At 61.3% G+C, this 22239-nt stretch carries 21 protein-coding genes; 18 read left to right on the top strand and 3 right to left on the bottom strand.

The features are described from left to right. Nucleotides 1-90: 90 nt before the first annotated feature. Nucleotides 91-687, bottom strand: coding sequence for a helix-turn-helix domain-containing protein (locus J2W17_RS11755; protein WP_373459976.1), 597 nt, complete (start codon nt 685-687; stop codon nt 91-93). Nucleotides 688-734: 47 nt separating this feature from the next. Next, nucleotides 735-893: a hypothetical protein gene (locus tag J2W17_RS11750; protein ID WP_307333748.1), complete on the bottom strand. Its 159-nt coding sequence runs from the start codon at nt 891-893 to the stop codon at nt 735-737. 379 nt (nt 894-1272) lie between these two features. Between J2W17_RS11750 and J2W17_RS11745 the strand changes: the two genes are divergently transcribed. The 3 genes from J2W17_RS11745 to J2W17_RS11735 all read left to right on the top strand — a co-directional run bounded on the left by J2W17_RS11745 (nt 1273) and on the right by J2W17_RS11735 (nt 5318). Further along, nucleotides 1273-3336: an ATP-binding cassette domain-containing protein gene (locus J2W17_RS11745; protein ID WP_373459979.1), complete on the top strand. Its 2064-nt coding sequence runs from the start codon at nt 1273-1275 to the stop codon at nt 3334-3336. A 69-nt stretch (nt 3337-3405) separates the two neighbouring features. Next, nucleotides 3406-4401, top strand: a complete 996-nt coding sequence (locus tag J2W17_RS11740) for an ABC transporter substrate-binding protein (RefSeq protein ID WP_307334081.1) — start codon at nt 3406-3408, stop codon at nt 4399-4401. Continuing rightward, nucleotides 4398-5318 (top strand): homocysteine S-methyltransferase family protein, encoded by a 921-nt coding sequence (locus tag J2W17_RS11735; RefSeq protein WP_307333746.1) that lies wholly within the window; start codon nt 4398-4400, stop codon nt 5316-5318. Before J2W17_RS11740 ends, J2W17_RS11735 begins: the two co-directional genes overlap by 4 nt. Before the next feature lie 86 nt (nt 5319-5404). Here the strand turns inward: J2W17_RS11735 and J2W17_RS11730 are convergent, their stop codons facing one another. Beyond that, nucleotides 5405-6265 carry a LysR substrate-binding domain-containing protein gene (locus J2W17_RS11730; protein ID WP_307333744.1) on the bottom strand — a complete coding sequence of 287 codons (861 nt, stop codon included), beginning with the start codon at nt 6263-6265 and terminating at the stop codon, nt 5405-5407. Nucleotides 6266-6517: 252 nt separating this feature from the next. On the opposite strand from J2W17_RS11730, the gene J2W17_RS11725 reads away from it, so the two are divergent. From J2W17_RS11725 to J2W17_RS11655, 15 genes are all read left to right on the top strand, one after another. Then, nucleotides 6518-7360 (top strand): transporter substrate-binding domain-containing protein, encoded by an 843-nt coding sequence (locus J2W17_RS11725; protein WP_307333742.1) that lies wholly within the window; start codon nt 6518-6520, stop codon nt 7358-7360. Nucleotides 7361-7371: 11 nt separating this feature from the next. Next, the gene (locus tag J2W17_RS11720; protein ID WP_307333740.1) at nt 7372-8106 is read left to right on the top strand and encodes an amino acid ABC transporter permease; all 735 of its coding nucleotides are present in this window, start codon (nt 7372-7374) and stop codon (nt 8104-8106) included. Then, a complete protein-coding gene (locus J2W17_RS11715; RefSeq protein WP_307333738.1) occupies nt 8096-8884 on the top strand; it encodes an amino acid ABC transporter permease in 789 nt (262 codons plus the stop codon). The genes J2W17_RS11720 and J2W17_RS11715 overlap by 11 nt, the downstream gene beginning before the upstream one ends. Next, a complete protein-coding gene (locus J2W17_RS11710) occupies nt 8871-9707 on the top strand; it encodes an amino acid ABC transporter ATP-binding protein (protein ID WP_307333736.1) in 837 nt (278 codons plus the stop codon). The genes J2W17_RS11715 and J2W17_RS11710 overlap by 14 nt, the downstream gene beginning before the upstream one ends. 17 nt (nt 9708-9724) lie before the next feature. Further along, nucleotides 9725-10321 carry a cysteine dioxygenase family protein gene (locus J2W17_RS11705; RefSeq protein WP_307333734.1) on the top strand — a complete coding sequence of 199 codons (597 nt, stop codon included), beginning with the start codon at nt 9725-9727 and terminating at the stop codon, nt 10319-10321. Nucleotides 10322-10566: 245 nt separating this feature from the next. Further along, a complete protein-coding gene (gene metC, locus J2W17_RS11700) occupies nt 10567-13341 on the top strand; it encodes a cystathionine beta-lyase (RefSeq protein WP_307333732.1) in 2775 nt (924 codons plus the stop codon). Between the two features lie 115 nt (nt 13342-13456). Then, entirely contained in the window at nt 13457-14281 is an 825-nt protein-coding gene (locus J2W17_RS11695; RefSeq protein WP_307333730.1) for an energy transducer TonB, read from the top strand. A gap of 86 nt (nt 14282-14367) precedes the next feature. Continuing rightward, nucleotides 14368-15090: a MotA/TolQ/ExbB proton channel family protein gene (locus J2W17_RS11690; protein WP_307333728.1), complete on the top strand. Its 723-nt coding sequence runs from the start codon at nt 14368-14370 to the stop codon at nt 15088-15090. 1 nt (nt 15091) lies between these two features. Further along, complete coding sequence (locus tag J2W17_RS11685; RefSeq protein WP_150762773.1) at nt 15092-15493, top strand: ExbD/TolR family protein; 402 nt, start codon at nt 15092-15094, stop codon at nt 15491-15493. Nucleotides 15494-15824: 331 nt separating this feature from the next. Then, on the top strand, nt 15825-16328 hold the full coding sequence (tssB, locus tag J2W17_RS11680) for a type VI secretion system contractile sheath small subunit (protein WP_307333725.1): 504 nt from the start codon (nt 15825-15827) through the stop codon (nt 16326-16328). Between the two features lie 34 nt (nt 16329-16362). Then, entirely contained in the window at nt 16363-17913 is a 1551-nt protein-coding gene (gene tssC / locus J2W17_RS11675; protein ID WP_307333722.1) for a type VI secretion system contractile sheath large subunit, read from the top strand. Nucleotides 17914-17925: 12 nt separating this feature from the next. Next, nucleotides 17926-19281, top strand: coding sequence for a type VI secretion system baseplate subunit TssK (gene tssK, locus J2W17_RS11670; protein WP_307333720.1), 1356 nt, complete (start codon nt 17926-17928; stop codon nt 19279-19281). Then, nucleotides 19278-19961: a type VI secretion system protein TssL, short form gene (tssL, locus tag J2W17_RS11665; protein ID WP_307333718.1), complete on the top strand. Its 684-nt coding sequence runs from the start codon at nt 19278-19280 to the stop codon at nt 19959-19961. Before tssK ends, tssL begins: the two co-directional genes overlap by 4 nt. A gap of 1 nt (nt 19962) precedes the next feature. Further along, a complete protein-coding gene (locus J2W17_RS11660; RefSeq protein WP_307333716.1) occupies nt 19963-21762 on the top strand; it encodes an OmpA family protein in 1800 nt (599 codons plus the stop codon). After that, nucleotides 21728-22210, top strand: a complete 483-nt coding sequence (locus tag J2W17_RS11655) for an Hcp family type VI secretion system effector (RefSeq protein ID WP_307333714.1) — start codon at nt 21728-21730, stop codon at nt 22208-22210. Before J2W17_RS11660 ends, J2W17_RS11655 begins: the two co-directional genes overlap by 35 nt. Nucleotides 22211-22239: the final 29 nt, after the last annotated feature.

Here is a 22239-nt window from a genome sequence, read left to right as displayed (position 1 = left end):
TCAAGGGTAATGCGTTCATACAGAACGGACGCGTTATCGTTAACGTCCATCGCGAGCAAGCTCGCTCCTACAGTCCAGTCCAGTCCAGTTTCAGTCCAGACGTTCCGGGTAAGTCACCACCAGGTACGCTACCGCTTCACTGTCGGCGGGGTTGCGGTAACGATGGGGCTGGTCGGCGTAGAACAGGATCGAGTCCCCCGTGGAGAGCAGATAGCGCTCGTCGTTGACGCTGATCTCCAGCACACCCTGAGCCACCACCAGGTTTTCCTGAACCCCCGGTCCGTGCCCTTCGGATCGGTCCTCGCCCAGAGGACTCAGGCGCAATTCGTAGAATTCCGACTGGCGCGCCACATCGAAAGGGAACAGGGCGCGGCTGACAAAAGCGCCGTTGGCACTGACCAGGCGTTTGCTCTGGCCGGCCGACAGCACCGCCACACCTTCGAATGCCCGGTGCTCTAGAAACGCCGCCACCGATACCTTCAAGCCCTTGGCAATTTTGCACAGCACCTTTATCGACGGCACGCTGCGCCCGGATTCGATCTGCGCCAGCATCGCCCGACTCACACCGCACTGGCGGGCGAGGGCATCGAGGGATAAATGCCGTTTGCCCCGCAGCCGTTGCAGGTTCTGCGCGACCCGCTCGCAGATCGGGTCTTCTTCCTGTGGCTCCAGGTTATTCAAATCCATTACCGGCTCATCGGTGCTCGCCAGAAAGCGCGAGGGTTGCTGCGCGTTCACGCGTGACGCGTCTCGGTCGTTTTGCTCGCTTGCACCCACTCAAAGGCCAGGCCTGCGTTGCGTGCATACATTTCCCACATGACCCGTGCCCGTTGCTGAGCCTGTTTGCGTTTGCGGTAGCTGGTGAAGTCAATGAGGTTGTCAGTCGGATTCATGGGCACTTCACTGTGTGAGGTATGACGGAATGAACTGAAGGGTACGTGGATATTTTTATAACGATAAATACTGTTTTTGTATTTATTAATTCTTTTTAGTTCTTTGTATCGTTGAGAAAAATACGCCGAGGCGCAGCAATCGGATCAGCTAAGCTAATTCCAAAAAAGTATTTATAGATGTTTTTTAAGATCGATTAGCTTTATGCCCGTAGCAGTGTCACGCCCTTGGCGTGGCGCTCGTTTTGCGTCAGGCATCCGGTGTGCGGTGATTGCCTGGCGCCCATTCGATTCTCTGACCTTGGGTGCGAGCGATGTGCCCGAGAGACGCTTGCCGGGAGCTTCCGTGACAATCATTCAAACCTCTTCGGTCACGCCATGGATCGAGTCTGCTCGGCCGCTGGTGGCCCCTGGTGCCGGCGCGGAAACCGAGGACGATGTCGTGCTTGAGTTGCTTGACATCACCAAGTCTTACGGGCGAAAAAAAGGCTCGACTGTGTTGCCGGCAGTGAGCAATGTCAGCCTGAAGGTGCGTCGGGGCGAGGTCCTGTGCCTGATGGGGACTTCCGGAAGCGGCAAGTCAACGTTGTTGCGCCATATCAACCGCCTGATCGAGCCCACCCGTGGCGAAGTCCTGATCGAAGGCCACGGGATCAGCGGGTTGAGCCGCAAAGCGTTGCGTGACTTGAGGTCGCGGCGCATCGGCATGGTGTTTCAGCATTTCGGCTTGCTGCCCCATCGCACGGTGCTGGACAACGTCGCGCTGCCGCTGGAGTTGCGCGGCGAACCGGAATCGACTCGTCATGCGGCGGCAGCCGTGCAGTTGCAGGCGGTAGGGTTGGAGGGCTGGGGCGAGCACTATCCCCATGAGCTGTCCGGTGGCATGCGCCAGCGTGTCGGTCTGGCGCGGGCTCTGGTCACCGAGCCGGACATCCTGCTGATGGATGAGCCTTTCAGTGCCCTGGATCCGACGATCCGGCGCGATCTGCAGAGTCATTTCCTGGCCTTGGCCCGTAAACGCGGGATCACGACCCTGCTGGTCACTCACGACCCGGCTGAAGCCCTGCGCCTGGCCGATCGCATCGCCGTCATGCGCCATGGGCGGCTGGTGCAGTTGGGCACCCCGGAGCAGTTGCTCGAGCATCCTGCCGATACAGAGGTGGCGGATTTTTTCCGAGACTACGGCGTGACGCCCTCTGCACCGCGCAGCGCAGGCGAGGTCCGCCTCCAGGCAGCACACACCGAACCGCGCGAGGTGCCGCACACGCCAGGCTTGCCCTGGTGGCAAGCGCTGTTGCTGGGGCCCGCGGCGCTGGCGGCCCGGGGCAAGGGCGCAGCGTTCTGGACCGCCTTCGCCGGTGAGCTCGCCGCCCTGGCGGTTTTCAGTCAGGGCATCGTCGACTCGTCGTGGCGGGTGGTGCTGGCCGCACTGGCCGTGTTCGCGGTCAGCCGCTTCGCTGTGCTCTCGCTGAGCAGCCAGCCCGTGCGGCGCGACACGTCGGGTTGGGCGCTGCCTTTGGCGGTGCTGCTGATCAGCCAGGCCTTGGTGATCTGGCGAGTCATTACACCTGACACCACGAACGCGTTGCTGCAGTTTCCGGCCAACCGCCAGGCGCTGCTAGTGGCGGCAGAGAGCATCGACCAGTTCATCGGCTGGTCGCAAGTGACGTTCGAGGGCGCATTTGTCGGGGTGATTGTCGCGGTGCGCACAGTCATCGAAGGCATCGAAAACCTGTTGGGCTGGTTGCCTTGGCCGGTGTCGGCGTTGGCGCTGGTGTTTCTGGCCTGGCGTTCGGCAGGCCTGGCGCTGACCCTGACCAGCAGCGCGGCACTTCTGTACATCGGCCTGTTCGGTTTCTGGGAACGCACCATAGCCACCTTGGCCCTGGTTGGGTCTTCGGTGCTGATCGCACTGGTGATCGGCGTGCCGACCGGTATTTTGCTGGCGAAGCGACCGCTGCTACGGCGCTTGATCACGCCTTTGCTGGATGTCATGCAGACCCTGCCCACCTTCGTATACCTGATCCCCGCCGTGGCGTTCTTCTCCGTCGGCAAGACGCCTGCCGTGATCGCGACAGTTATTTTCGCCCTCGCGCCGATGATCCGCCTGACGTCCCTGGGCATCCAGGAAGTGCCCAAGGATGCCATCGAGGCGGCGGTCGCGCACGGTGCCAGTCCCTGGCAGACCCTGATCAAGGTGCAATTGCCACTGGCTCGCCGCTCCCTGCTGCTGGGGATCAACCAGACCATCGTCATGAGCCTGTCGATGGTGGTCGTGGCCGCCCTGATCGGTGCCGGCGGCCTGGGCTATGACGTCATGACCGCGCTGCGCAACATCAAGGGCGGCGAGGGCATGCTGGCCGGCGCGGCGATCGTCCTGTGCGCGCTGATTCCGGATCGAATCATTCAATCGAGCTTGCGCAAGCAAGATCATCAACCTGGCTGAACAGAGAACCTTATCGTGAAGACCCATTTTTCGTGCACCTTGAGCGCAGCCGCGCTGCTGGCCTCCCTGATGCTTCCCGCCGCGGTAATGGCCAAGGACAAAATCGTCATTGGCGAGCAGAACTGGACAGGCGCTATCGCCATCCAGCACATCCTTGGCGAAGTGATCAAAACCCGTCTGGATGGTGATGTGTCGTATCTGGCAGGGGATGTCCCGGTGCTGCTCAGTGCCGCGGCGAAAGGCGATGGCTCAGTCGATGTGCTGACGGATATCTGGTTGCCGAATCAGTCGGCCGCCTGGGCCAGGTACGTGACGGGTGGCACCCGGTCATTGGTGGCGAACACCCACCCCTATGCCGGTGAGCAAGGCTTTTACATCCCGGGGTATCTGCAGGACAAATACGGCGTCAAATCCATCTACGACCTTAACAAGCCGGAAGTGGCCAAGCTCTTCGAGCCGCTGGGGGGTGGCAAGGCTCAGTTGCTGGTCGGGCCGGCGGGCTGGGAGTCGACCTACATCGGCCAGATCAAGGCCAAGGATTACGGATTCGCAGATAAATTCGAGGCGGTGTCGACCGAAGCCTCCGTCACTTACGCCAAATTGGCCGCGGCTTACAAGGCGCAGCGCGGTGTAGTGTTTTATGCCTATACCCCGGACTGGATCTTCTCGGCGTTTGACCTGCGTCGCCTGCAAGAGCCTGCGTTCGACGGTTATGCCCAGGACAACAAAAAAGATGACCCGCTGTACAAGGCCGATGGTTGCTGGAAATTCATCAGCCCAACGGTTGACCCCGACTGGTTGAACAAGAGCCGGATTACCTGCGCCTTCCCGGACGCCAAGGTCCATGTCCTGGCCTCGGCTGCCTTGCAGCAACGCGCGCCGAAAATTGCCGGGTTCCTGCGCAATGTCGCGATCGAACCGGCGCAGCTCAATGATCTGATTCTGAAGATCGAAAGGGAAAAACTGCCGGCTGACGTAGCCGCCAAGGCGTGGGTCAAGGCAAATGGCGCCACAGTCGATCAATGGCTCGCGGCCTCGGCACCGACAGTGAGTTCCAGCCAATGAGCCATCCTACCTTGCGTTTGCTCGATGGCGGCATGGGGCGTGAGTTGCAACGCATCGGCGCGCCTTTTCGCCAACCGGAATGGTCCGCGCTGGCGCTGATCGAGGCGCCGCAGTTCGTGCTTCAGGCTCATCGGGCGTTTATCGATGCCGGTGCCCGGATCATCTCTACCAACAGCTATGCGGTGGTGCCGTTTCATATAGGCGATGAGCGCTTTGCCGGGCAGGGGCACACGCTGGCCGAACGGGCGGGGCGCCTGGCTCGACAGGCTGCGGACGACAGTAACGAACCGGTCACGGTGGCCGGCTCGTTACCGCCAGCGCTCGGGTCCTATCGTCCGGACCTGTTCGATCATCAACGCTCTGTCGCTATCCATCGCACATTGATCGGCGGATTACACGAACACGTCGATGTCTGGTTGGCAGAAACCCAGAGCTCCACCGCTGAAGTTCGAGCAGTGGTCGAGGCGCTGGGCACGCAAGTCAAGCCACTGTGGGTGTCCTTCACGCTGCTCGATGAAGTCGGCGAACCACCGCGACTGCGTTCATCCGAGCCGGTCACCGATGCGGTACGCGTGGCGGTCGAGCTGGGGGCGAGGGCGGTACTGTTCAATTGCAGCCAGCCGGAAGTGATGGCAGCGGCGTTGACCGAGGCCCGAAGTGTCATCCAAAGTCTTGCTCAAACCATTGAGCTGGGGGTGTACGCCAATGCGTTTCCCGCTGTCAGTACCGAAGCCAAGGCGAATAGCACGCTGTTGGAGATTCGTCGCGATCTGGGGCCAGAGGCGTATTTGCACTGGTCGCGATCCTGGGTCGCGGCAGGGGCGAGTATTGTTGGCGGATGCTGCGGCATAGGGCCAGAACATATCGCGCAACTACACCGGCAGCTGGTGGCCGGGAGCACCCCGGTTTTTGCTTGAAAAACACACGCGCCACAGTGGGTACGCGCGAATCCATGCCCGCCTTGAGCACTGGTGCCGCGAACGCCTGTCGTTGTCGGACACCCTCAATGCCCGTGACTGCTCCTGATCAACTCATAGGCCCGGCGCACCACCGGATTGACGGTGTTGGGCCTGATCCACAGGTGATAGGTCACGTCCGGTAGACGTGGCAAGCCATCGTTTTCACCGAGCACGCGCATGTCCGGGCCGAGCATCTCCATGCTTCGCGGTGTGACACCGAGGCCTGCACGGGTGGCGGCCTTGATGCCGATCAGGTTCGACGCCAGGTACGCCTGGCGCCAGGGAATGTTGGCGCGCTCCAGGGCCTCGAGGGCATAGCGGCGATAGATGCTGGGCTCATCCACCAGAATCAGCGGCAAGGGTTCGCCGGGGGTGTGCAGGTACTGCGCCGAACAGATCCACCACACCGGAGAGGTGCGCAAGGCAAAGCCTTCCAGGCTGGGATCCTCGCGGGTGGAGATCACCATATCGACCTTGCCCCGGTGCAGGTCGTCCATCAGGAACGGGCTGCGGCCGACGTCGATCTCCAGGCGCAGGCGCGGTGCCGAGCGGGCGATGTGGCTGAGGATCGGCGGAAGGATAGTGTCGGCGATGTCATGGGGCGAGCCGATGCGCAACACGCCGCTCAAACTGCTTTCGCGCAGGGAGTTCAAGGCGTCGTCGTTGAGCGAGAGCATCTGCCGCGCATGACGCAGCAACTGCATGCCCGCTTCGGTGAGTTGTTTGTGCCGTCCGCGTTTTTCGAACAGGCTGACCCCGACCAGCTGTTCCAGGCGTTGCATGTGCTGGGTGACCGACGATTGCGTGCGATCCAGTTGCGCGCCGGCCTCGGCAAAACTGTGGTGATCTACCACAGCAATGAAAGTGCGCAGTAATTCGAGGTCAAGGGTTGGTGAGGTCGACATGGCCATTCCCGTCGTTGTTTTACATCAAGGCTACAAACATAAATATCACATTTCGTAATGTGTATTTAGAAATTATTTTCGCGGCTGATGAGCTGGCGCCAATAAATACGGGGTGTTATGAGCGAATCTGTCAATTTTGACACTGCAAGTTATAACGATATTAGATATTTGAATTTCCGTTACTTCGCCGCTGTACCTAGGATGCCCACACATCAGGTCGGGGTACGCCGACCATTCCATGAGGGGAAAACCATGTTGCTCGAGCGCTCGCCTGTTAAAAGATTGTTGCCTGTGATGCTGGGCGCCTTGATCTCGATGGTCGGCATGACCAGCGCCCAGGCTGATGCCACCCTGGACAAGATCCAGCAGCGCCATGTGCTGGTGGTCGGTGTGTTGTTGTCCGGAGGCCCGTTCGGCGGGATCGATCCGACCACCCGGAAACCCCGGGGCCTGAACGTCGACCTCGCCCAGGAGCTGGGACGGCAACTGGGTGCCGAGGTGCAACTGGTGCCGGTGTTGCCTGCCAACCGCGTGCAATTCCTGCAGCAGGGCAAAGTCGATTTGCTGATCGCCAACATGGAGTGGACCGCCGAACGCGGCGAGATCCTCGGCTTTGTGCCGACACCGTTTTACCGTGTCGGCGGTACCGCTGCGGTGTTGAAAGACAGCAAGCTCACCCGTTGGGAAGACCTCAAAGGCCAACCGGTCTGCACCTCCCAGGGCAGCAGCTACGTCAAGCCGCTCACTGAGCTGGGCGTCGAGATCAAGGCCTTCAAGAGCTCGTCGGAATCCTTGCTGGCGTTGCGTGGCAACAACTGCGTCGCGGCGGTGCATGACGCCACGCTGATCAACCCGTTGCTCGCCGACACCGCCGAATGGCAGGGTTATCGCGCGCTCAGCCCGGAACTCAACCCGGCTCCGTCGGTGATCTGGACCCGCCGTGGCGAAGGCGATACCCAGGCCAGGCTCGATCCCATCGTCAAGGAACTGCATCGCAGCGGCTGGCTGATCGAAGCCCAGACCCGCAACCGCATCACCCCCGCGTCGTCAGCCTTGGTGGAGCTGCAGAAACAGTTCCAGGCCAATGGCGCCTGACGGAGCGAGCCATGAGTCACTGGCTGGAGTTTTTTGTCCACTGGACGGCCGGGGTTGGCCTGAACTACGACTTTCTGCTCGACGCCTATCAACGCGGCAGCCTGGAGCAGGGCGCACTGACCACGGTGCTGCTGTGCCTGTTCACCATCGTCGGCAGTCTGCTGGCCGGTGTCGGCCTGGCGGCGATGTTGACCTCGGGCAATCCCTGGCTGGCGAAACCTGCACGGGTATTCATCGAAGTCACCCGCAATACGCCGACCCTGGTGCAGTTGTATTGCGCGTTCCTGGTGCTGAACATGCTGCTGACCCAGGCCGTCGGCGCGGCGAACCCGTTGACGCCGTTCGCCTGGGTGGTGATCGTGATCTCGCTGCACAAGGGCGCATTTCACGCAGAAGCCTTGCGTGCCGGGATCGAGGCGGTGCCGAGCGTGACGATGGAAGCCGCCAGTTCCCTGGCGTTCAGCAGCCGCCAGTTGTTATGGAATGTGCAACTGCCGCTGGCCGTGCGCTTCGCCCTGCCGTCGCTGATCAACAACCTGATCGACCTGGTGAAGATGACCGCCGTGGCCTCGGCCATTGCCGTGGGCGATATCACCTACGCGGCAATCATGATCTGGACCCAGAGCGACAACGTGCTGGAGCTGATGATTCTGATTCTGAGTTTTTTCGGTCTGCTGAGTTTTATTGTCAACTGTGTGGGGCGCTACCTTGAAGCGCGCCTGAGGATGCCCGGCTATGGCCATTGAATCGTCAGTCGGCGCACCGCTGGCCTGGCCCCGGCGGCATGTCGGCACGTTGTTGCTGTTGCTCTGCACCGTGCTCTGGCTGCTCTGGTTCGCCCCGCAAAGCCCGGTGTTGAAGGCCTTGCTGCAATGGTCGCCAGCGCTGGCCGCAGGCTTTGGCCAGAACATTCTGATCAGCCTGGTGGCCATCGCACTGGGTTCGTTCCTGGGGCTGTTGGTCGGCGCCCTGGCGCTGTCACCCCCGCGACTGCTGCGCCTTCCCGCGCGGATATGGGTGCAGGTGTTCCGTAACGCGCCGTGGCTGGTGCTGATCTATTTCACCACCTACGTGTTCCCGTTCGAGATCCAGGTCGGCAGCACCTATGTCCCGTTCCCTGACTGGCTCAAGGTCACCATCGGCCTGGCCCTGCCGGCCAGTGCCAACGTCGCGGAGATCTTCCGTGGCGCCATCGCCTCGATCCCCAGTACTCAATGGGAAGCGGCGCGTTCCCTGGCATTCTCCCGCGGGCAGATTTTCCGTTCGATCATCCTGCCGCAGTGCTTCAAGCGCATGTTGCCGCCGTGGATGAACCTCTATGCGGTGATCACCATGGGCACTGCGCTGGCGTCCCTGGTGGGTGTGCACGACGTGATCGACACCGCGCAGATCGCCAGCAACACCGTGAACCTGACCGGCTTCACCGTGGTGATTTACCTGAGTCTGCTGGTGCTGTTCTTTGCTTACTGCTACCCGATTTCCCGACTCACTCAACGCTTGGAGCGACGTTATGCCTTCTATTGAAACCGTCGCCGAGCCCCTGGTCAGCCTGCGCGACCTGCACCTGTCGTTCGGCACCAACCCGGTGCTCAAGGGCATCGACCTCGATGTGCACCGCGGCCAGGCCGTGTCGATCATCGGCCCGTCCGGCTCCGGCAAGTCGACCCTCCTGCGCTGCATCACCGGCCTTTTGCAGCCTCAACGCGGCAGCATTCGCGTCGGCGATACCGAGGTCCACACCCTGGCCCGGGAAGCCCAGCGCATCGAGTTGCGCAAGCGCGTGGGGTTTGTGTTCCAGCAGTACAACCTGTTCCCGCATCTGTCGGTGCTGGAGAACCTGGTGATTGCTCCGCGCAAGGTGCTGGGGCGCAACCGCATCGACGCCGAGAAAGACGCCCGGGCCTTGTTGGCCAAGGTGCGCATGGAGCACAAGGCCGATGCCTGGCCGGGGCAACTCTCCGGCGGTCAGCAACAACGGGTGGCGATTGCCCGGGCCCTGGCCATGCGTCCGGAATTGATTCTGTTTGACGAGGTGACTTCGGCCCTCGATCCGGAAACCGTCGGCGAGGTGTTGACGGTGATTCGCGAGTTGACCGAGGAGGGCATGACCTGCGTGCTGGTCACCCACGAAATGCGGTTCGCCGAAGAGGTCAGCGACATCGTCTACTTCACCGAGAACGGCGTGATAGTCGAGTACGGCAGCGCCGCGCAGATCTTCCAGCACCCGACCAGCGAGCGGACCCGCGAGTTTCTGCGCCACGCCCTGGGCGATCCGGGGCGCCGCCCGCCTCTCGCCAATGATCCGTATCTGTTGACCAACCTGAGCCGCTACAGCCTGTCCGTCTGATACCAAGGAGCCTGTTCATGAGTACTGTTAACCGTGCCGCTGTCATCGAGGATTTCCTGAAGAAAATCCGCGTTATCCATCATCGGGGCGTCGACCGCGCCGCGCTGGCAGAGATCGTTGTCTTGCTCGAAGCCCTGGCCGAGCGCCGCGATCTGTTCAATTTCGATCAGTTCCCGGCGCCGGTGCCGGGGCAGGGCAGCACCGCGTTCCGCTACCGTCTCAACGACGACGGCGACACCCCGACGCTGTACCTGAACTCGCTGTTGCCGGGCAAAAGCACCATCCCCCACAACCACGAAACCTGGGCGATCATCAGTGCCGTCGAAGGTCAGGAAATCAATTACGTCTACCGTCGTGAGGATGAAGGTCGCGAACCTGGCTTCACCACCTTGCACCTGGAACGCGAAGTGATCGTGCAGCCCGGCACCTCCATCTCGTTCCTCGGCGAAGACCTGCATGGCATTCGGGTCGACGGCGAGCAACCGACCCTGCATTTCCACCTCTACGGCTTGCCGCTGGAATCCCTCAACGGCCGCTACGGCGTCGAAGCCGACGGGCGCATTCTCAATTACAACGCCTCGCAAATGGCGCCATCAATCAAGGCCTATGCATGATTGATCTTTACTACGCCCAGCACGAAACCTGTGGCTAGGACAGCTCTCCTGTGGCGAGGGGGCTTGCCCCCGTTCGGCTGCGCAGCAGTCGTACATCCGGACAACTCGATTGGTCTGGATGGACGCTAGGGGCCGCTTCGCGACCCAACGGGGGCAAGCCCCCTCGCCACAGGTTTCAGTTCGCCGTGGCATTGGTCGCTGGCCCTCTAGTGATTTCATTTTTCCTCTTTCAACGCGGGACTCCCATGAGCCAGACCGTAACTCCCGGGCAATTGCAGCAGTGGTTGTTCGACGGGCAGGAAATTGCCCTGTTTGACGTGCGCGAGCACGGCCAGTATGGCGAAGCGCACCTGTTTTTCGGGGTGAACCTGCCCTATAGCCGTCTGGAGCTGGAGGTCGGGCGCCTGGCGCCGAATCCTCAGGTGCGGCTGGTGATTTATGACCAGGATGGTGGGGACGTCGCGGCGCGTTCCGCCCGGCGTCTGCAGGCGCTGGGTTACCGCCAGGTGCATATTCTCCAGGGTGGTGCCCAGGGTTGGCAGGCCGCCGGTTTTCAGCTGTTTGCCGGTGTGCACGTCCCCTCCAAAGCCTTCGGCGAATTGGTCGAAGAGGCCAGGCACACCCCCCATGTCACCGCGCAGCAGTTGGCCGAATGGCAGGCCCGGGGCGAGCCGCTGGTGTTGCTCGACGGGCGTCCGTTCGATGAATACCGCAAGATGACCATTCCCGGTTCGGTCTGCTGCCCGAACGGCGAGCTGGGCTATCGCGTGCAGGATCTGGTGCCGGACGAGCACACGCCGATCGTGGTCAATTGCGCCGGCCGCACCCGCAGCATTATCGGCGCTCAGACGCTGATTGATCTGGGGCTGAAGAACCCGGTCTATGCCCTGGAAAACGGCACCCAGGGTTGGTACCTGGAAAATTTTCAACTGGAGCATGGCAGCAACCGCCGCTATGCCGAGGAGGTCTCGACGGCGACATTGCCGGCGCAACGTCTGGCTGCCGCGCAACTGGCCGAACGCGCCGGCGTGAAAGCCGTCGAGGCCGGGCAGGTCGAGCAGTGGGCCAGGGACACCGGGCGCAGCCTGTTTGTGTGTGATGTGCGCACTGCCGAGGAGTTTGCCGCAGGCAGTCTGCCGGGTGCACGGCACACGCCGGGTGGACAATTGATTCAAGCCACCGACCTGTACGTCGGCGTGCGCCAGGCGCGCCTGGTGTTGATCGATAGCGATGGCGTGCGTGCACCGATCGTTGCCAGTTGGCTGCGGCAGTTGGGGCATGAGGCTCATGTGCTGGCGGGAGGCGTGAGCAGTGGTCTGGCGTTGCCCGTGCCTGAGATTGCAGTACCGCAAACGCTATCATTGATCACCGTGCAAGCCTTGGCCGACGCGTTGAAGGACGACGCGGTGGCACTGATCGATCTGCGGCCGAGCATGGCCTATCGCAAGGGTCATATTGCCGGGGCACGTTGGTCGATCCGTTCCTTGCTGGCGAGCGAAGTGGCAGGCGAACAGCGGCCGCTGGTGCTGCTGGCCGATGATCCGTTGCTGGCTGCTGTTGCGGCACTGGAGTTGCCCGACACCCAGCGCGCGCAGGCCCGCCTGCTGGACGGTGGTCTGGGGGCCTGGCGCGCGGCAGGCCTGGCGCTGCAGGAGGAGGGCAACGCATTAGCCGATTCGCAGTGCATCGATTTTCTGTTCTTCACCCACGATCGTCATTCCGGCAACAAGGACGCGGCGCGTCAGTACCTGGCCTGGGAAATCGGCTTGCTGGCGCAGATGAACGCGGCAGAAATCGGCATTCTCAAGCCGCTGCGCACGCAACCTCAAACCACCGGAAATTCTCGAGTACGCACCCGTCTGATCCATTCGGCGCGCAGCGCAAAGGGCAGCGGTGCGCGGTCGGTCAACGTGCCGGTCAGCCGCTTGAGTACGGTGCTGTTCGACAGCCTGGCGCAGATGCGCGACGCCCGTGCCCGTCGCGACAGCGAACGGGTCTTGAGCTATGGCGCCCGGGGCAACCCGACGGGCTTTGCCCTGGAAGACCTGGTGACGGAACTGGAAGGCGGTTATCGCACCCGCCTGTTCGGCACCGGGCTGGCCGCGGTGGCGCAGACCTTTTTGGCTTACCTGCGTCCCGGCGACCATGTGGTGATCACCGATGCGGTGTACGCACCTGTGCGGCGTCTGGCCCGGGAATTGCTTGAGCCCTTCGGCATTCAGGTCAGCTACTTCGCGCCGGACGGCAACGACCTACACGCGCAACTGCAAGCCAATACGAAAATGGTCTACACCGAAGTGCCGGGTTCCTTGCTGTATGAGCTCTGCGACTTGCCGGCCATCGCGGCGTTGTGCAAACCACGGGGTATTCTGCTGGCGGTGGACAACACCTGGGGCTCGGGCTACCTGTATCGACCGCTGACCTTGGGCGCGGACATTTCGATCATGGCATTGACCAAATACCTGTGTGGCCACAGCGACGTGGTCATGGGCAGTGTCTGCACCCGGCAAGAGATCTGGCCGGCACTGGCGGCCATGAGCGATACCTGCGGCAGTGCCGTCAGTCCCGACGACGCCTACCTGGTGCTGCGCGGTGCCCGGACCCTGGCGCCACGCCTGGAAGTGCACGAACGCCAGGCGCTGCAAGTCGCCCATTGGCTGGAAGCGCAGCCCCAGGTCAAACGGGTTTTCCATCCAGCCTTGCCCGATCATCCCGGTCACCTCCTGTGGCAACGGGACTTCAACGGCAGCAACGGCTTGCTCTCGTTCGAACTGTGTGAGGCGGACGCAACGTATGTCGAGCGCTTCATCGATGCATTGCAGTTGTTCGGCCTGGGCGCCTCCTGGGGTGGCTACGAGAGTCTGATTACCGTCGCCGATATGCACGATCGCAACAGCGCCGTGGATCGGGCATTGAACCCGGTGCTGCGACTGCACGTCGGGCTCGAGGATGTCGAAGCGTTGATTGAAGATTTGCAGAGGGGATTCGCGGCTGCAACCCGCGCTCAAGCCTTTGTGTGATATTGGTTATGCACTTAATGCATATCTGGATAATTAAATATTCTTTTAGGATATAATATCTTTCGGTGATGATGCCTGTAGCCAGATCAATCCAAAGGCTTACAGGAGTAAATGAATGGGCAATGTCCAGAGCGCCACCCATGCCTTCGAGGTGTTTCGACACCCTGCATCCGGTGGCGACCTGCTCGATCTTGGCCGGGTCTTCCGTGAACCCCTGGCGCAGTCGCGGCTGCACAGCACACCCAAAAAGGTGTTGAGTCGCCGCGAAGGCATCCTGCTCGGGGTGTTCGCGTTGATGCTGCATGGCGCGGTGATTGTCTGGGTCAACCAGACACCGCCGCCGGCACTGCCGGTGGTGCCGCCGGAGGTCCCGCCGATGACCATCGAGTTCTCGCAACCGGCGCCTCCCGTGGTGGTGCCGCCACCGCCCGAGCCGATTCCGCAACCCGTGGTCGAGCCGCCACCGCCGGTTGAGGATGAGCTGGCGGTGAAACCACCACCACCCAAGCCAATCCCCAAACCCAAGCCCGTGGTCAAACCGGTGCCCAAACCGGTGCCCAAACCGGTGGCCAAACCGGTGGAACAGCCGTCAGCACCGCCCGCGCCACCCCAACCGGTCGCCGCCCCGGCTTCCCCCGCACCCCCCGCCCCGAAACCGGTAACCCCGGCATCGGCCAGCGCCGGTTACCTGAAGAATCCGGCACCGGAGTACCCTTCGTTGGCCATGCGTCGCGGCTGGGAAGGCACGGTGTTGTTGCGGGTGCATGTCCTGGCCAGCGGTAAGCCCGGCGAGATCCAGGTCCAGAAAAGCAGTGGCCGCGATCAACTCGACGACGCCGCCCTGGCGGCAGTCAAACGCTGGAGTTTCGTTCCGGCCAAGCAGGGCGACGTCGCCGAGGATGGCTGGGTCAGCGTGCCCATCGACTTCAAGATCAAGTAACTCAACCCTGACGAAACAGACCGCGGGCCACCTGACAAAAGGCGCATCGCTACAACCGATTCAATGCCTTGTTGGAGAGCCTGACCATGAACCTGATCGCATCCCCCTTCGAATCCATCGAACACGCCGTCATCTGGCTGTTGATTATCTTCTCTGTTGCAACCTGGGGCCTGGCCCTGCTCAAGGGCGTGCAGTTCACCCGCCTGAAGACCCAGGACCGCAAATTCCATAAACACTTCTGGGCCGCCTCCAGTCTCGACTCCGCCGCTGAACTGGCCCACAGTCAACCCGGCGCCGCGGCGCGCGTGGCACTGGCCGGTTATGCCGCGATCCAGGTCAGCGATCAGCCGGGCACTGACCTCAGTCAGTCGATCAACCATCAGGACCGTCTCGAGCGCGCCCTGCGCCAGCAGATCGTGCGTGAACGGCGCTCGCTGGAAACGGGCCTGGCGATCCTCGCCAGCATTGGCAGCACCTCGCCCTTCATCGGCCTGTTCGGTACCGTCTGGGGCATCATGTCGGCCTTGAAAGGCATCAGCGCGGCGGGCTCGGCGAGCCTGGAAACCGTGGCCGGGCCGATCGGCGCGGCGCTGGTCGCCACGGGTGTCGGCATCGCCGTCGCGGTACCGGCGGTGCTGGTCTACAACTACTTTTTGCGACGGCTGAAACTGACCGCCGCGGACCTCGACGACTTCGCCCACGACTTCTATAGCCTGGCGCAGAAAAACGCCTTCCGCGTGCTGCTGCACCCGGTGCTGAGCAAGTCCGGCGCCACCGTCGCCGGGCAGAAAGTCAAGGAGGCGTCCTGATATGGCCTTCTCCACACAAGACAGCGATGAAGTGCTCAGCGAGATCAACGTCACGCCCCTGGTGGACGTGATGCTGGTGCTGCTGGTGGTGTTTATCGTCACCGCGCCACTGCTGACCAACGCGATCCCGATCAACCTGCCCAAGACCGAGTCGGTGGCTCCGGTGGAGCAGAAAGACCCGCTGGTGGTGAGCATCGATGACAAGGGCAAGGTGTTCATCAACAAGGACGAAATCCAGGCGGATCTGCTCGAGTTCAACCTGCAGGCGGCCAAGGCGAAAAACCCTGATGTGCGGGTGCAGTTGCAGGCGGACAACGGGGTGAATTATGGCGAAGTGGCCCGGGCGATGGCATCGATTGAGCGGGCGGGGATTAGTAAGTTGTCGGTGATTACGGCGAAGTAGGAAATATTACGGAAAGATCATGCTTGTTTCTTTTGGCCGCCCCCGAGCGGCCTTTTTTATTGCTGGTTATTTCAGTTTGTAGGCAGTTTCTGTAAATGCGTCGGAAACGTCCTAATGATGCTCCGAGATATGGAATGGAGACCTGAGATCAATCATTATGTTTGTAGGTTGCTGAACTACAGCTGTACCGCAAGCGCTTTAATCGTTGTATCAAAAAAGGAATTTACAGTCGGTTGGCGGAAACTTTTCCAGGTTTGGCTGATGGCGTGGGTTCCAGTCGTTCTTGTTTTCGTAACGGCGCAGGCTGTTACTTAAAGTGTCTGGAGGGGATATGGCTTCAAGCAGTTTTCAAAACGAAGTACCCAAGACCCGGGTCAATATCAAGCTCGATTTGCACACCGGTGGCGCACAGAAAAAAGTCGAACTGCCGCTGAAGTTGATGGTGATGGGCGATTACAGCAACGGCAGGGAACAGCGTTCGCTTTCCGAAAGAAGCAAGATCGATGTAAACAAAAACAACTTCGACAGCGTTCTGGCCGAGTTCGCGCCACGCCTGACGCTGGCCGTGGAAAACACCTTGGTCAATGATGGCTCCGACGCTGCCATCGAGCTGCAATTCCAGGGCATGAAGGATTTTGAACCGGAGCAGGTGGCGCGTCAGATACCGCAACTACGCGCGCTGCTGGCGATGCGTAACCTGTTGCGCGACCTCAAGTCCAACCTGTTGGACAACGTCACCTTTCGCCACGAACTGGAGCGCATCCTCAAGGATGACGCGCTGAGTGACGAGTTGAGAAAAGAATTGGCCGCTCTGGCGCCAGAACAAGATTGTTAATTCACCTCGGTTGGTTTAAAGGGAAGTTCTCACCATGTCCGTAGAAACCTCATCCGCGCAAACGCGTGGCGCTGCAGTGTTGTCTGAAGAAAATCATACTGTATACAGTGGCTTGTTTAGCAAGATCAATCTCAGTCCGGTAGCAGAACTGGGTGCAATAGATCTTTATCAAAACAGTGAAGCATTGTCCGAGGCTTCCACCGATGAGCGCGTGACCGCGGCGGTCAGTGTATTCCTGAAGTTGCTCAAGCAATCGTCGAAGAAAGTCGAGCGCCTGGATAAGATACTGCTGGATGAACACATTGCGTCGCTGGATGCGCAGATCAGTCGTCAACTCGATGCGGTCATGCACCATCCGGACTTTCAGCGAGTCGAGTCGACCTGGCGCGGCGTCAAATCGTTGATCGATCAGACCGACTTCCGCCAGAACGTGCGCATTGAACTGCTGGATCTGAGCAAGGATCACTTGATCCAGGACTTCGAAGACGCGCCGGAGATCGCCCAGAGCGGATTGTATGTGCATACCTACACCCAGGAGTACGACACCCCTGGCGGTGAGCCGATCGCGGCGGCCGTGTCCAACTATGAGTTCGATCGCAGCCCGCAGGACATCACCCTGCTGCGCAATATTTCCAAAGTTGCAGCCGCCGCGCACATGCCTTTCATCGGTGCTGTCGGCCCGGCGTTTTTCGGCAAGGAATCGATGGAGGAGGTCGCCGCGATCAAGGACATCGGTAACTACTTCGACCGCGCCGAATACATCAAGTGGAAGTCATTCCGCGACAGCGACGATGCCCGTTACATCGGCCTGACCATGCCGCGGGTGCTGGGGCGTTTGCCCTACGGCCCGGATACGATTGCGGTGCGCAGCTTCAACTATATCGAAAGCGTCAAGGGGCCTGATCACCACAAGTACCTGTGGACCAACGCCTCGTTCGCGTTCGCGGCCAACATGGTCAAGAGCTTCATTGCCAACGGCTGGTGCGTGCAGATTCGCGGGCCGCAGTCGGGTGGCGCAGTCACCGGACTGCCGATCCATTGGTATGATCTGGGCACGGGCAGCCAGGTGAAGATTCCTTCGGAAGTTATGATTCCGGAGACCCGTGAATTCGAATTCGCCAACCTCGGATTCATTCCCTTGTCGTACTACAAGAACCGCGACTACGCCTGTTTCTTCTCCGCCAACTCGGCTCAGAAGCCGGCGTTGTATGACACGGCCGTTGCCACCGCCAACAGCCGGATCAATTCACGGTTGCCCTACATCTTCCTGCTTTCGCGCATTGCGCATCATCTGAAAATGATCCAGCGCGAGAACATCGGAACGACCAAGGACCGTCGTTTGCTGGAGCTGGAGTTGAACAAGTGGGTCGGTGGGCTGGTCACCGAAATGACCGATCCGGGCGACGATCTGCAGGCTTCGCACCCCTTGCGCGATGCGAAGGTGACGGTGGAAGACATCGAGGACAATCCGGGCTTCTTCCGCGTCAAGCTGTATGCCGTGCCGCACTTCCAGGTGGAAGGCATGGACGTCAACCTGTCGCTGGTGTCGCAGATGCCCAAAGCGAAAGCCTTAATCACCGCATAGAGAAACGACGTCATGAAAATCGACCGCCCCCTGTGGGCCGCGGGGGCCTTGTTGTGCCCGCAGCAATTCCAACAGCAGGCGCGCTGGGAGGCCTGGGCCAACGACAGTCTGGCTCGTCTGTCCATGGTGCATCCCTGGGGTGTCCAGGGGGTGGGGTTTGACTCGCAAGCCCTACGGCTGGGCAAGCTCAAGGCCACCCAGCTGCGCCTGCGCATGCCCGACGGTACCTTGATCGATACCGATCAGGTGGATCGACTGCCCTCAGCCCTGGAGTTGGCCCGCCTGCTGGCCGATGACATCCAGGGTGCCACCTTGCTCCTGGCTTTGCCGCTGGAACAGGCCAATGGCAACAACTGCCTGTTCGACGCCGCCAAGGCTGAACGGCTGACCCGCTATCGCCAGGATTGGCGTGATGTCCAGGACGTCTACGCCGACGAGGTGCAATCGATCGGCGTGCTCGAGCACATGCTGAGTCTGCGTTTAGATCATGATGAAAACGGCGATTACCTGACCTGCCCGATTGCGCGCCTGATGCGCGACGGGCAGGGCGGCTGGAGCCTCGATCCGGATTACGTACCGCCGCTGCTCGACTTCGCGGCTCATCCCGGCTTGCTGGCACAGCTTGATAACCTGTTGACCCAGCTGTCCGCCAAACGGCAACGGCTGATGGGCATGCGCCGCGAGAGCAACCAGCGCATGGCCGACTTCGCCGTGGCCGATGTCTCGCTGTTCTGGCTGCTCAATGCCTTGAACACATACCAACCGGTGTTGGCTGATCTCAAGGCCTATCCTGCGCGGCATCCCGAGCAGGTCTACTTGGAACTGGCCAAGTTGGCCGGCAGCCTGCTGACTTTTTCGCTGGAACACGATATCGATCAGATCCCGGCGTATCGACACGAACAGCTGGAAACCGTGTTCCCGCCGTTGATGCGCATGATCTCCACCTTGCTCGAGGCCAGCCTGCCGTCGCGGGTCATTGCCCTGGAACTGCAGGAGATCAGTACCAACCGCTGGCAGGTCACGATTAATGATGCGCGCCTGCGCGAGGATGACGGTGCCGACTTCTACCTGTCGGTGCGTTGCCGGATGCCGGCCGCGCAGTTGCAAAGCCAGTTCCCGCGCCTGTGCAAGGTCGGTACACCGGATGATGTCGATCACCTGGTCAACGCCGCACTGGACGGTGTTCCGTTGCAGTCGCTCAGCCACGTGCCGGCAGCCATTCCCCTACGTCTGGAAAACCAGTATTTCGCCCTCGACCTCAGGCATGCCAAGGGCCAGGCCGTGTTGGCCCAAGGGGTCTGCGCCTTCTACGTTCCGAGCACGCTGGCCGATGTGAAGCTGGAACTGTTCGCGGTGCTGCGCACATGAGCCGGGTAATCTCCAACAGACAGACCGCGACTGCAACGGATGTCGACGCGCTGTTGCAGGACAGCTACCTGCTGGTGGTAGAGCTGCGCCATGGGGCTTGCGCGCAGAATGCCGACGAGCTGTGGGCGCGTTGCGCCGGGCAGATCGAATTCGTTCGCCAAGCGCTGGAGCGGGCCGGCCTGAGCCAGCGCAGCATCGACCACATCAGCCACGCCCAATGTGCCTTGCTCGACGAGACCGTGCTCAGCCGTGCCAAAGACCATGCCCATGCCCAATGGGCCCGCGAACCGCTGCAGGCGAAGTTTTTCAATCGTCATCAGGCCGGTGAGTTTTTGTATGAAGACATGCGCGACGTGCTGCGCGAGCCGGCGCCCGATCCGCAGGTGCTGATGGTCTTCCACCGGGTGCTGATGCTGGGCTTTCAAGGCCGATATCGCGAACTGAATGATCCTGAGCGCGAGCAACTGCTGACAGCCCTGAATGAGCACGTCGCGCCAATGGAATCGGGCCTTGGCCTATCGACACAAGTAAGTGGCGCTAACCGCATTGACAACCTGCGCTGGCTGCGATCACCACTCCCTCATGTGCTGGCCGCGGGCCTGTTGCTTTTCGCTGTCTGGTGGGGGCTGGACCGTCTATTGAGCGGTCTGATCGCTACGCTCTTGCCCGGTGCCGCCTGATATGAGGCCGATGGCGCCCAAGCTGACACGGGGTCTTTGGCTGTGGGCGGGTTCGCTCGCCCTCGCGCTGCTGGCGGTTGTTCCATTGACGGCCGCGACCCGTGCAATCGCGGTCCTGGCCCTCCTGTGCTTCGTCGTCCTTGCCTGGTGTCGGGCGGGACGACGTGCGGCAGCGCTGGGCGAGTCACTGACGCTGGCCGGCCATACTTCCTTGCCGCCTGCGGCCTACCCTAAGCCGGTGGTCCTGGTGTGTGGTGATGGTCTGGCGAGTCTGTTTGGCGCAACGGCCGTCGAACAACTGGCCCTGCACCTCACTAAAGACGGTTGCTATGTGCGGGTACCCAAGCTGGAGCACCTCCCGTCGGTGACCGCGGGCTTGATGGCCTTGCGTCCGGAATGGGGCGCGCAGCTCAGCGTCATGTTCATCGTCAACCCCGCCGAGCATACCGACACCGCCGTGTTGGCTGGACAGATACGTGCCTTCAGTTATCAGGTCGGGCTGGTTCGCAAGCGCGGCGTTGTATTGCCGCTACTGCTGGCGAGCTACCAGCAAGCCTCCCGGGGCGAGGGTCCCTGGTTCAGCTGGCAGGCAGGCGAGGGCAGCCCCAGTGTGCACGCGGCGGGAGCGTGCGTCAGCCTGGCGGATTGGCAGCGACAGTCCTCGGACAGCGCAACGCATGCTGGCCGGTTGCACACCAGCGTCCGGCTGAACAGCGTTGTTGCCTGGCTGGATGAAGCGGTGCTGCACCATTTCGCTCGCGGTGAAACCCGTCATTGCGCCAGCCTGCCGAGGGTTTGCGCCATTACGCTGGTACCGGTACTGCCTCAGTCAGTGGCGGGCAACCTGTGGCAGCAATGGCGGCGTAACAAATTGGCGCTGGTGAATAGCAGGCAGGCGGAACCTGGGGAGGGCACACGCTTGCCGTTCCCTGATCCCTTGCTGCATTTGCTGCCAGTCCAGGAACAGCATTCCCCGCTCCGCCGTGCCTGTGTCATCGCGTCGTGGTTGTTCGCAATGGCCGGTGTCGGCGCCCTGGCCAGTTCGGCCTGGCAGAACACCTTGCTGGTGCGCCAGATCACCGATGACCTGCGGCGCTACACGTCGATTCCACCTACAGGGCAACGCGACCGGCCCGATTTCGCCCTGCGCGAGGAAGCGTTTGCGCAGTTGCGCCTGGATGCCACGCGACTGGATCACTACTACCGACAAGGTGCACCGCTGGCGCTGGGCCTGGGCCTGTATCGCGGCGAGCCGTTGCGCATGCAGGTGCTGGCGACCATTGCCGGTCACCGTCACCCGGCGACGGCACCGATGCCCGCCGGGAGCCCCAGGCCGGTGCGCCTGGACAGCCTGTCGCTATTCGGTACCGGGAGCGCCCGGCTCAAGCCTGGCTCGACCAAGGTGCTGGTCAATGCCCTGGTCGGCATCAAGGCTCAGCCCGGCTGGCTGATCGTCATTGCCGGGCACACCGATGCCACGGGCAACGCCGGGCACAACCTGCAGTTGTCCCGAGCCCGGGCAGCCGCGGTGCATGACTGGATCAAGCACATGGGCGACATCCCTGACAGCTGTTTTGCGGTCCAGGGTTTTGGCGCCAGCCAACCGATCGCCAGCAATGACACCGAGGCCGGACGTTCGGCCAACCGTCGAGTCGATATTCGTCTGGTGCCGGAAGAGGGGGCCTGTGTGCTTCCCGCGCCGGGGCCGGATGTACAACCCCCTGTCGCAATGCGCGACATTCATGTTCTGAGAGAAGGAGCTTCACATGGCAATTCCGGTTTATCTGTGGCTGAAAGATGACGGCGGTGCAGACATCAGAGGGTCGGTGGACGTAGCAGAACGCCAGGGCAGCATTGAGGTATTGGCGCAGGACCACAGTCTGTACATCCCCACGGACAACAACACCGGCAAGTTGACTGGCTCACGGGTGCATACCCCGTTCCAGTTCACCAAGGTAATCGATGCTTCCAGCCCCTACCTGTTCAAGGCGGTATCCAAGGGGCAGACCCTCAAGAGCGCCGAGTTCAAGTGGTACCGCATCGACGAGGCTGGCCAGGAAGTCGAGTACTTCAATACCTTGCTGGAAAACGTCAAGGTGGTGAAAGTCGCGCCGAAAATGCACGACATCAAGGACCCGACCAAGGAGAAGCACAACCATCTGGAGTTGGTTGAGTTGCGCTACGAGAAAATCACCTGGACCTACAAGGACGGAAACATCAGCCATTCCGACTCCTGGGTCGATCGTTAAGGCACAGACGTAAAAAACCGGCAGGCACG

This window comes from Pseudomonas lini (genome assembly GCF_030812475.1).
GTDB classification, from domain to species: Bacteria; Pseudomonadota; Gammaproteobacteria; order Pseudomonadales; family Pseudomonadaceae; genus Aquipseudomonas; species Aquipseudomonas lini_A.
The sequence above is the reverse complement of the archived record's forward strand: the minus strand, read 5'-3'. Positions and strand labels throughout refer to the sequence as shown.

Coding starts and splice junctions, on each gene's coding strand:
- metC (WP_307333732.1), top strand. CDS start 10,567: ATGAGCCAGACCGTAACTCCCGGGCAATTGCAGCAGTGGTTGTTCGAC.
- J2W17_RS11695 (WP_307333730.1), top strand. CDS start 13,457: ATGGGCAATGTCCAGAGCGCCACCCATGCCTTCGAGGTGTTTCGACAC.
- tssL (WP_307333718.1), top strand. CDS start 19,278: ATGAGCCGGGTAATCTCCAACAGACAGACCGCGACTGCAACGGATGTC.
- J2W17_RS11660 (WP_307333716.1), top strand. CDS start 19,963: ATGAGGCCGATGGCGCCCAAGCTGACACGGGGTCTTTGGCTGTGGGCG.
- J2W17_RS11685 (WP_150762773.1), top strand. CDS start 15,092: ATGGCCTTCTCCACACAAGACAGCGATGAAGTGCTCAGCGAGATCAAC.
- tssB (WP_307333725.1), top strand. CDS start 15,825: ATGGCTTCAAGCAGTTTTCAAAACGAAGTACCCAAGACCCGGGTCAAT.
- tssC (WP_307333722.1), top strand. CDS start 16,363: ATGTCCGTAGAAACCTCATCCGCGCAAACGCGTGGCGCTGCAGTGTTG.
- J2W17_RS11720 (WP_307333740.1), top strand. CDS start 7,372: ATGAGTCACTGGCTGGAGTTTTTTGTCCACTGGACGGCCGGGGTTGGC.
- J2W17_RS11715 (WP_307333738.1), top strand. CDS start 8,096: ATGGCCATTGAATCGTCAGTCGGCGCACCGCTGGCCTGGCCCCGGCGG.
- J2W17_RS11705 (WP_307333734.1), top strand. CDS start 9,725: ATGAGTACTGTTAACCGTGCCGCTGTCATCGAGGATTTCCTGAAGAAA.
- J2W17_RS11735 (WP_307333746.1), top strand. CDS start 4,398: ATGAGCCATCCTACCTTGCGTTTGCTCGATGGCGGCATGGGGCGTGAG.
- J2W17_RS11755 (WP_373459976.1), bottom strand. CDS start 687: ATGGATTTGAATAACCTGGAGCCACAGGAAGAAGACCCGATCTGCGAG.
- J2W17_RS11655 (WP_307333714.1), top strand. CDS start 21,728: ATGGCAATTCCGGTTTATCTGTGGCTGAAAGATGACGGCGGTGCAGAC.
- tssK (WP_307333720.1), top strand. CDS start 17,926: ATGAAAATCGACCGCCCCCTGTGGGCCGCGGGGGCCTTGTTGTGCCCG.
- J2W17_RS11690 (WP_307333728.1), top strand. CDS start 14,368: ATGAACCTGATCGCATCCCCCTTCGAATCCATCGAACACGCCGTCATC.
- J2W17_RS11740 (WP_307334081.1), top strand. CDS start 3,406: ATGCTTCCCGCCGCGGTAATGGCCAAGGACAAAATCGTCATTGGCGAG.
- J2W17_RS11725 (WP_307333742.1), top strand. CDS start 6,518: ATGTTGCTCGAGCGCTCGCCTGTTAAAAGATTGTTGCCTGTGATGCTG.
- J2W17_RS11710 (WP_307333736.1), top strand. CDS start 8,871: ATGCCTTCTATTGAAACCGTCGCCGAGCCCCTGGTCAGCCTGCGCGAC.
- J2W17_RS11750 (WP_307333748.1), bottom strand. CDS start 893: ATGAATCCGACTGACAACCTCATTGACTTCACCAGCTACCGCAAACGC.
- J2W17_RS11730 (WP_307333744.1), bottom strand. CDS start 6,265: ATGTCGACCTCACCAACCCTTGACCTCGAATTACTGCGCACTTTCATT.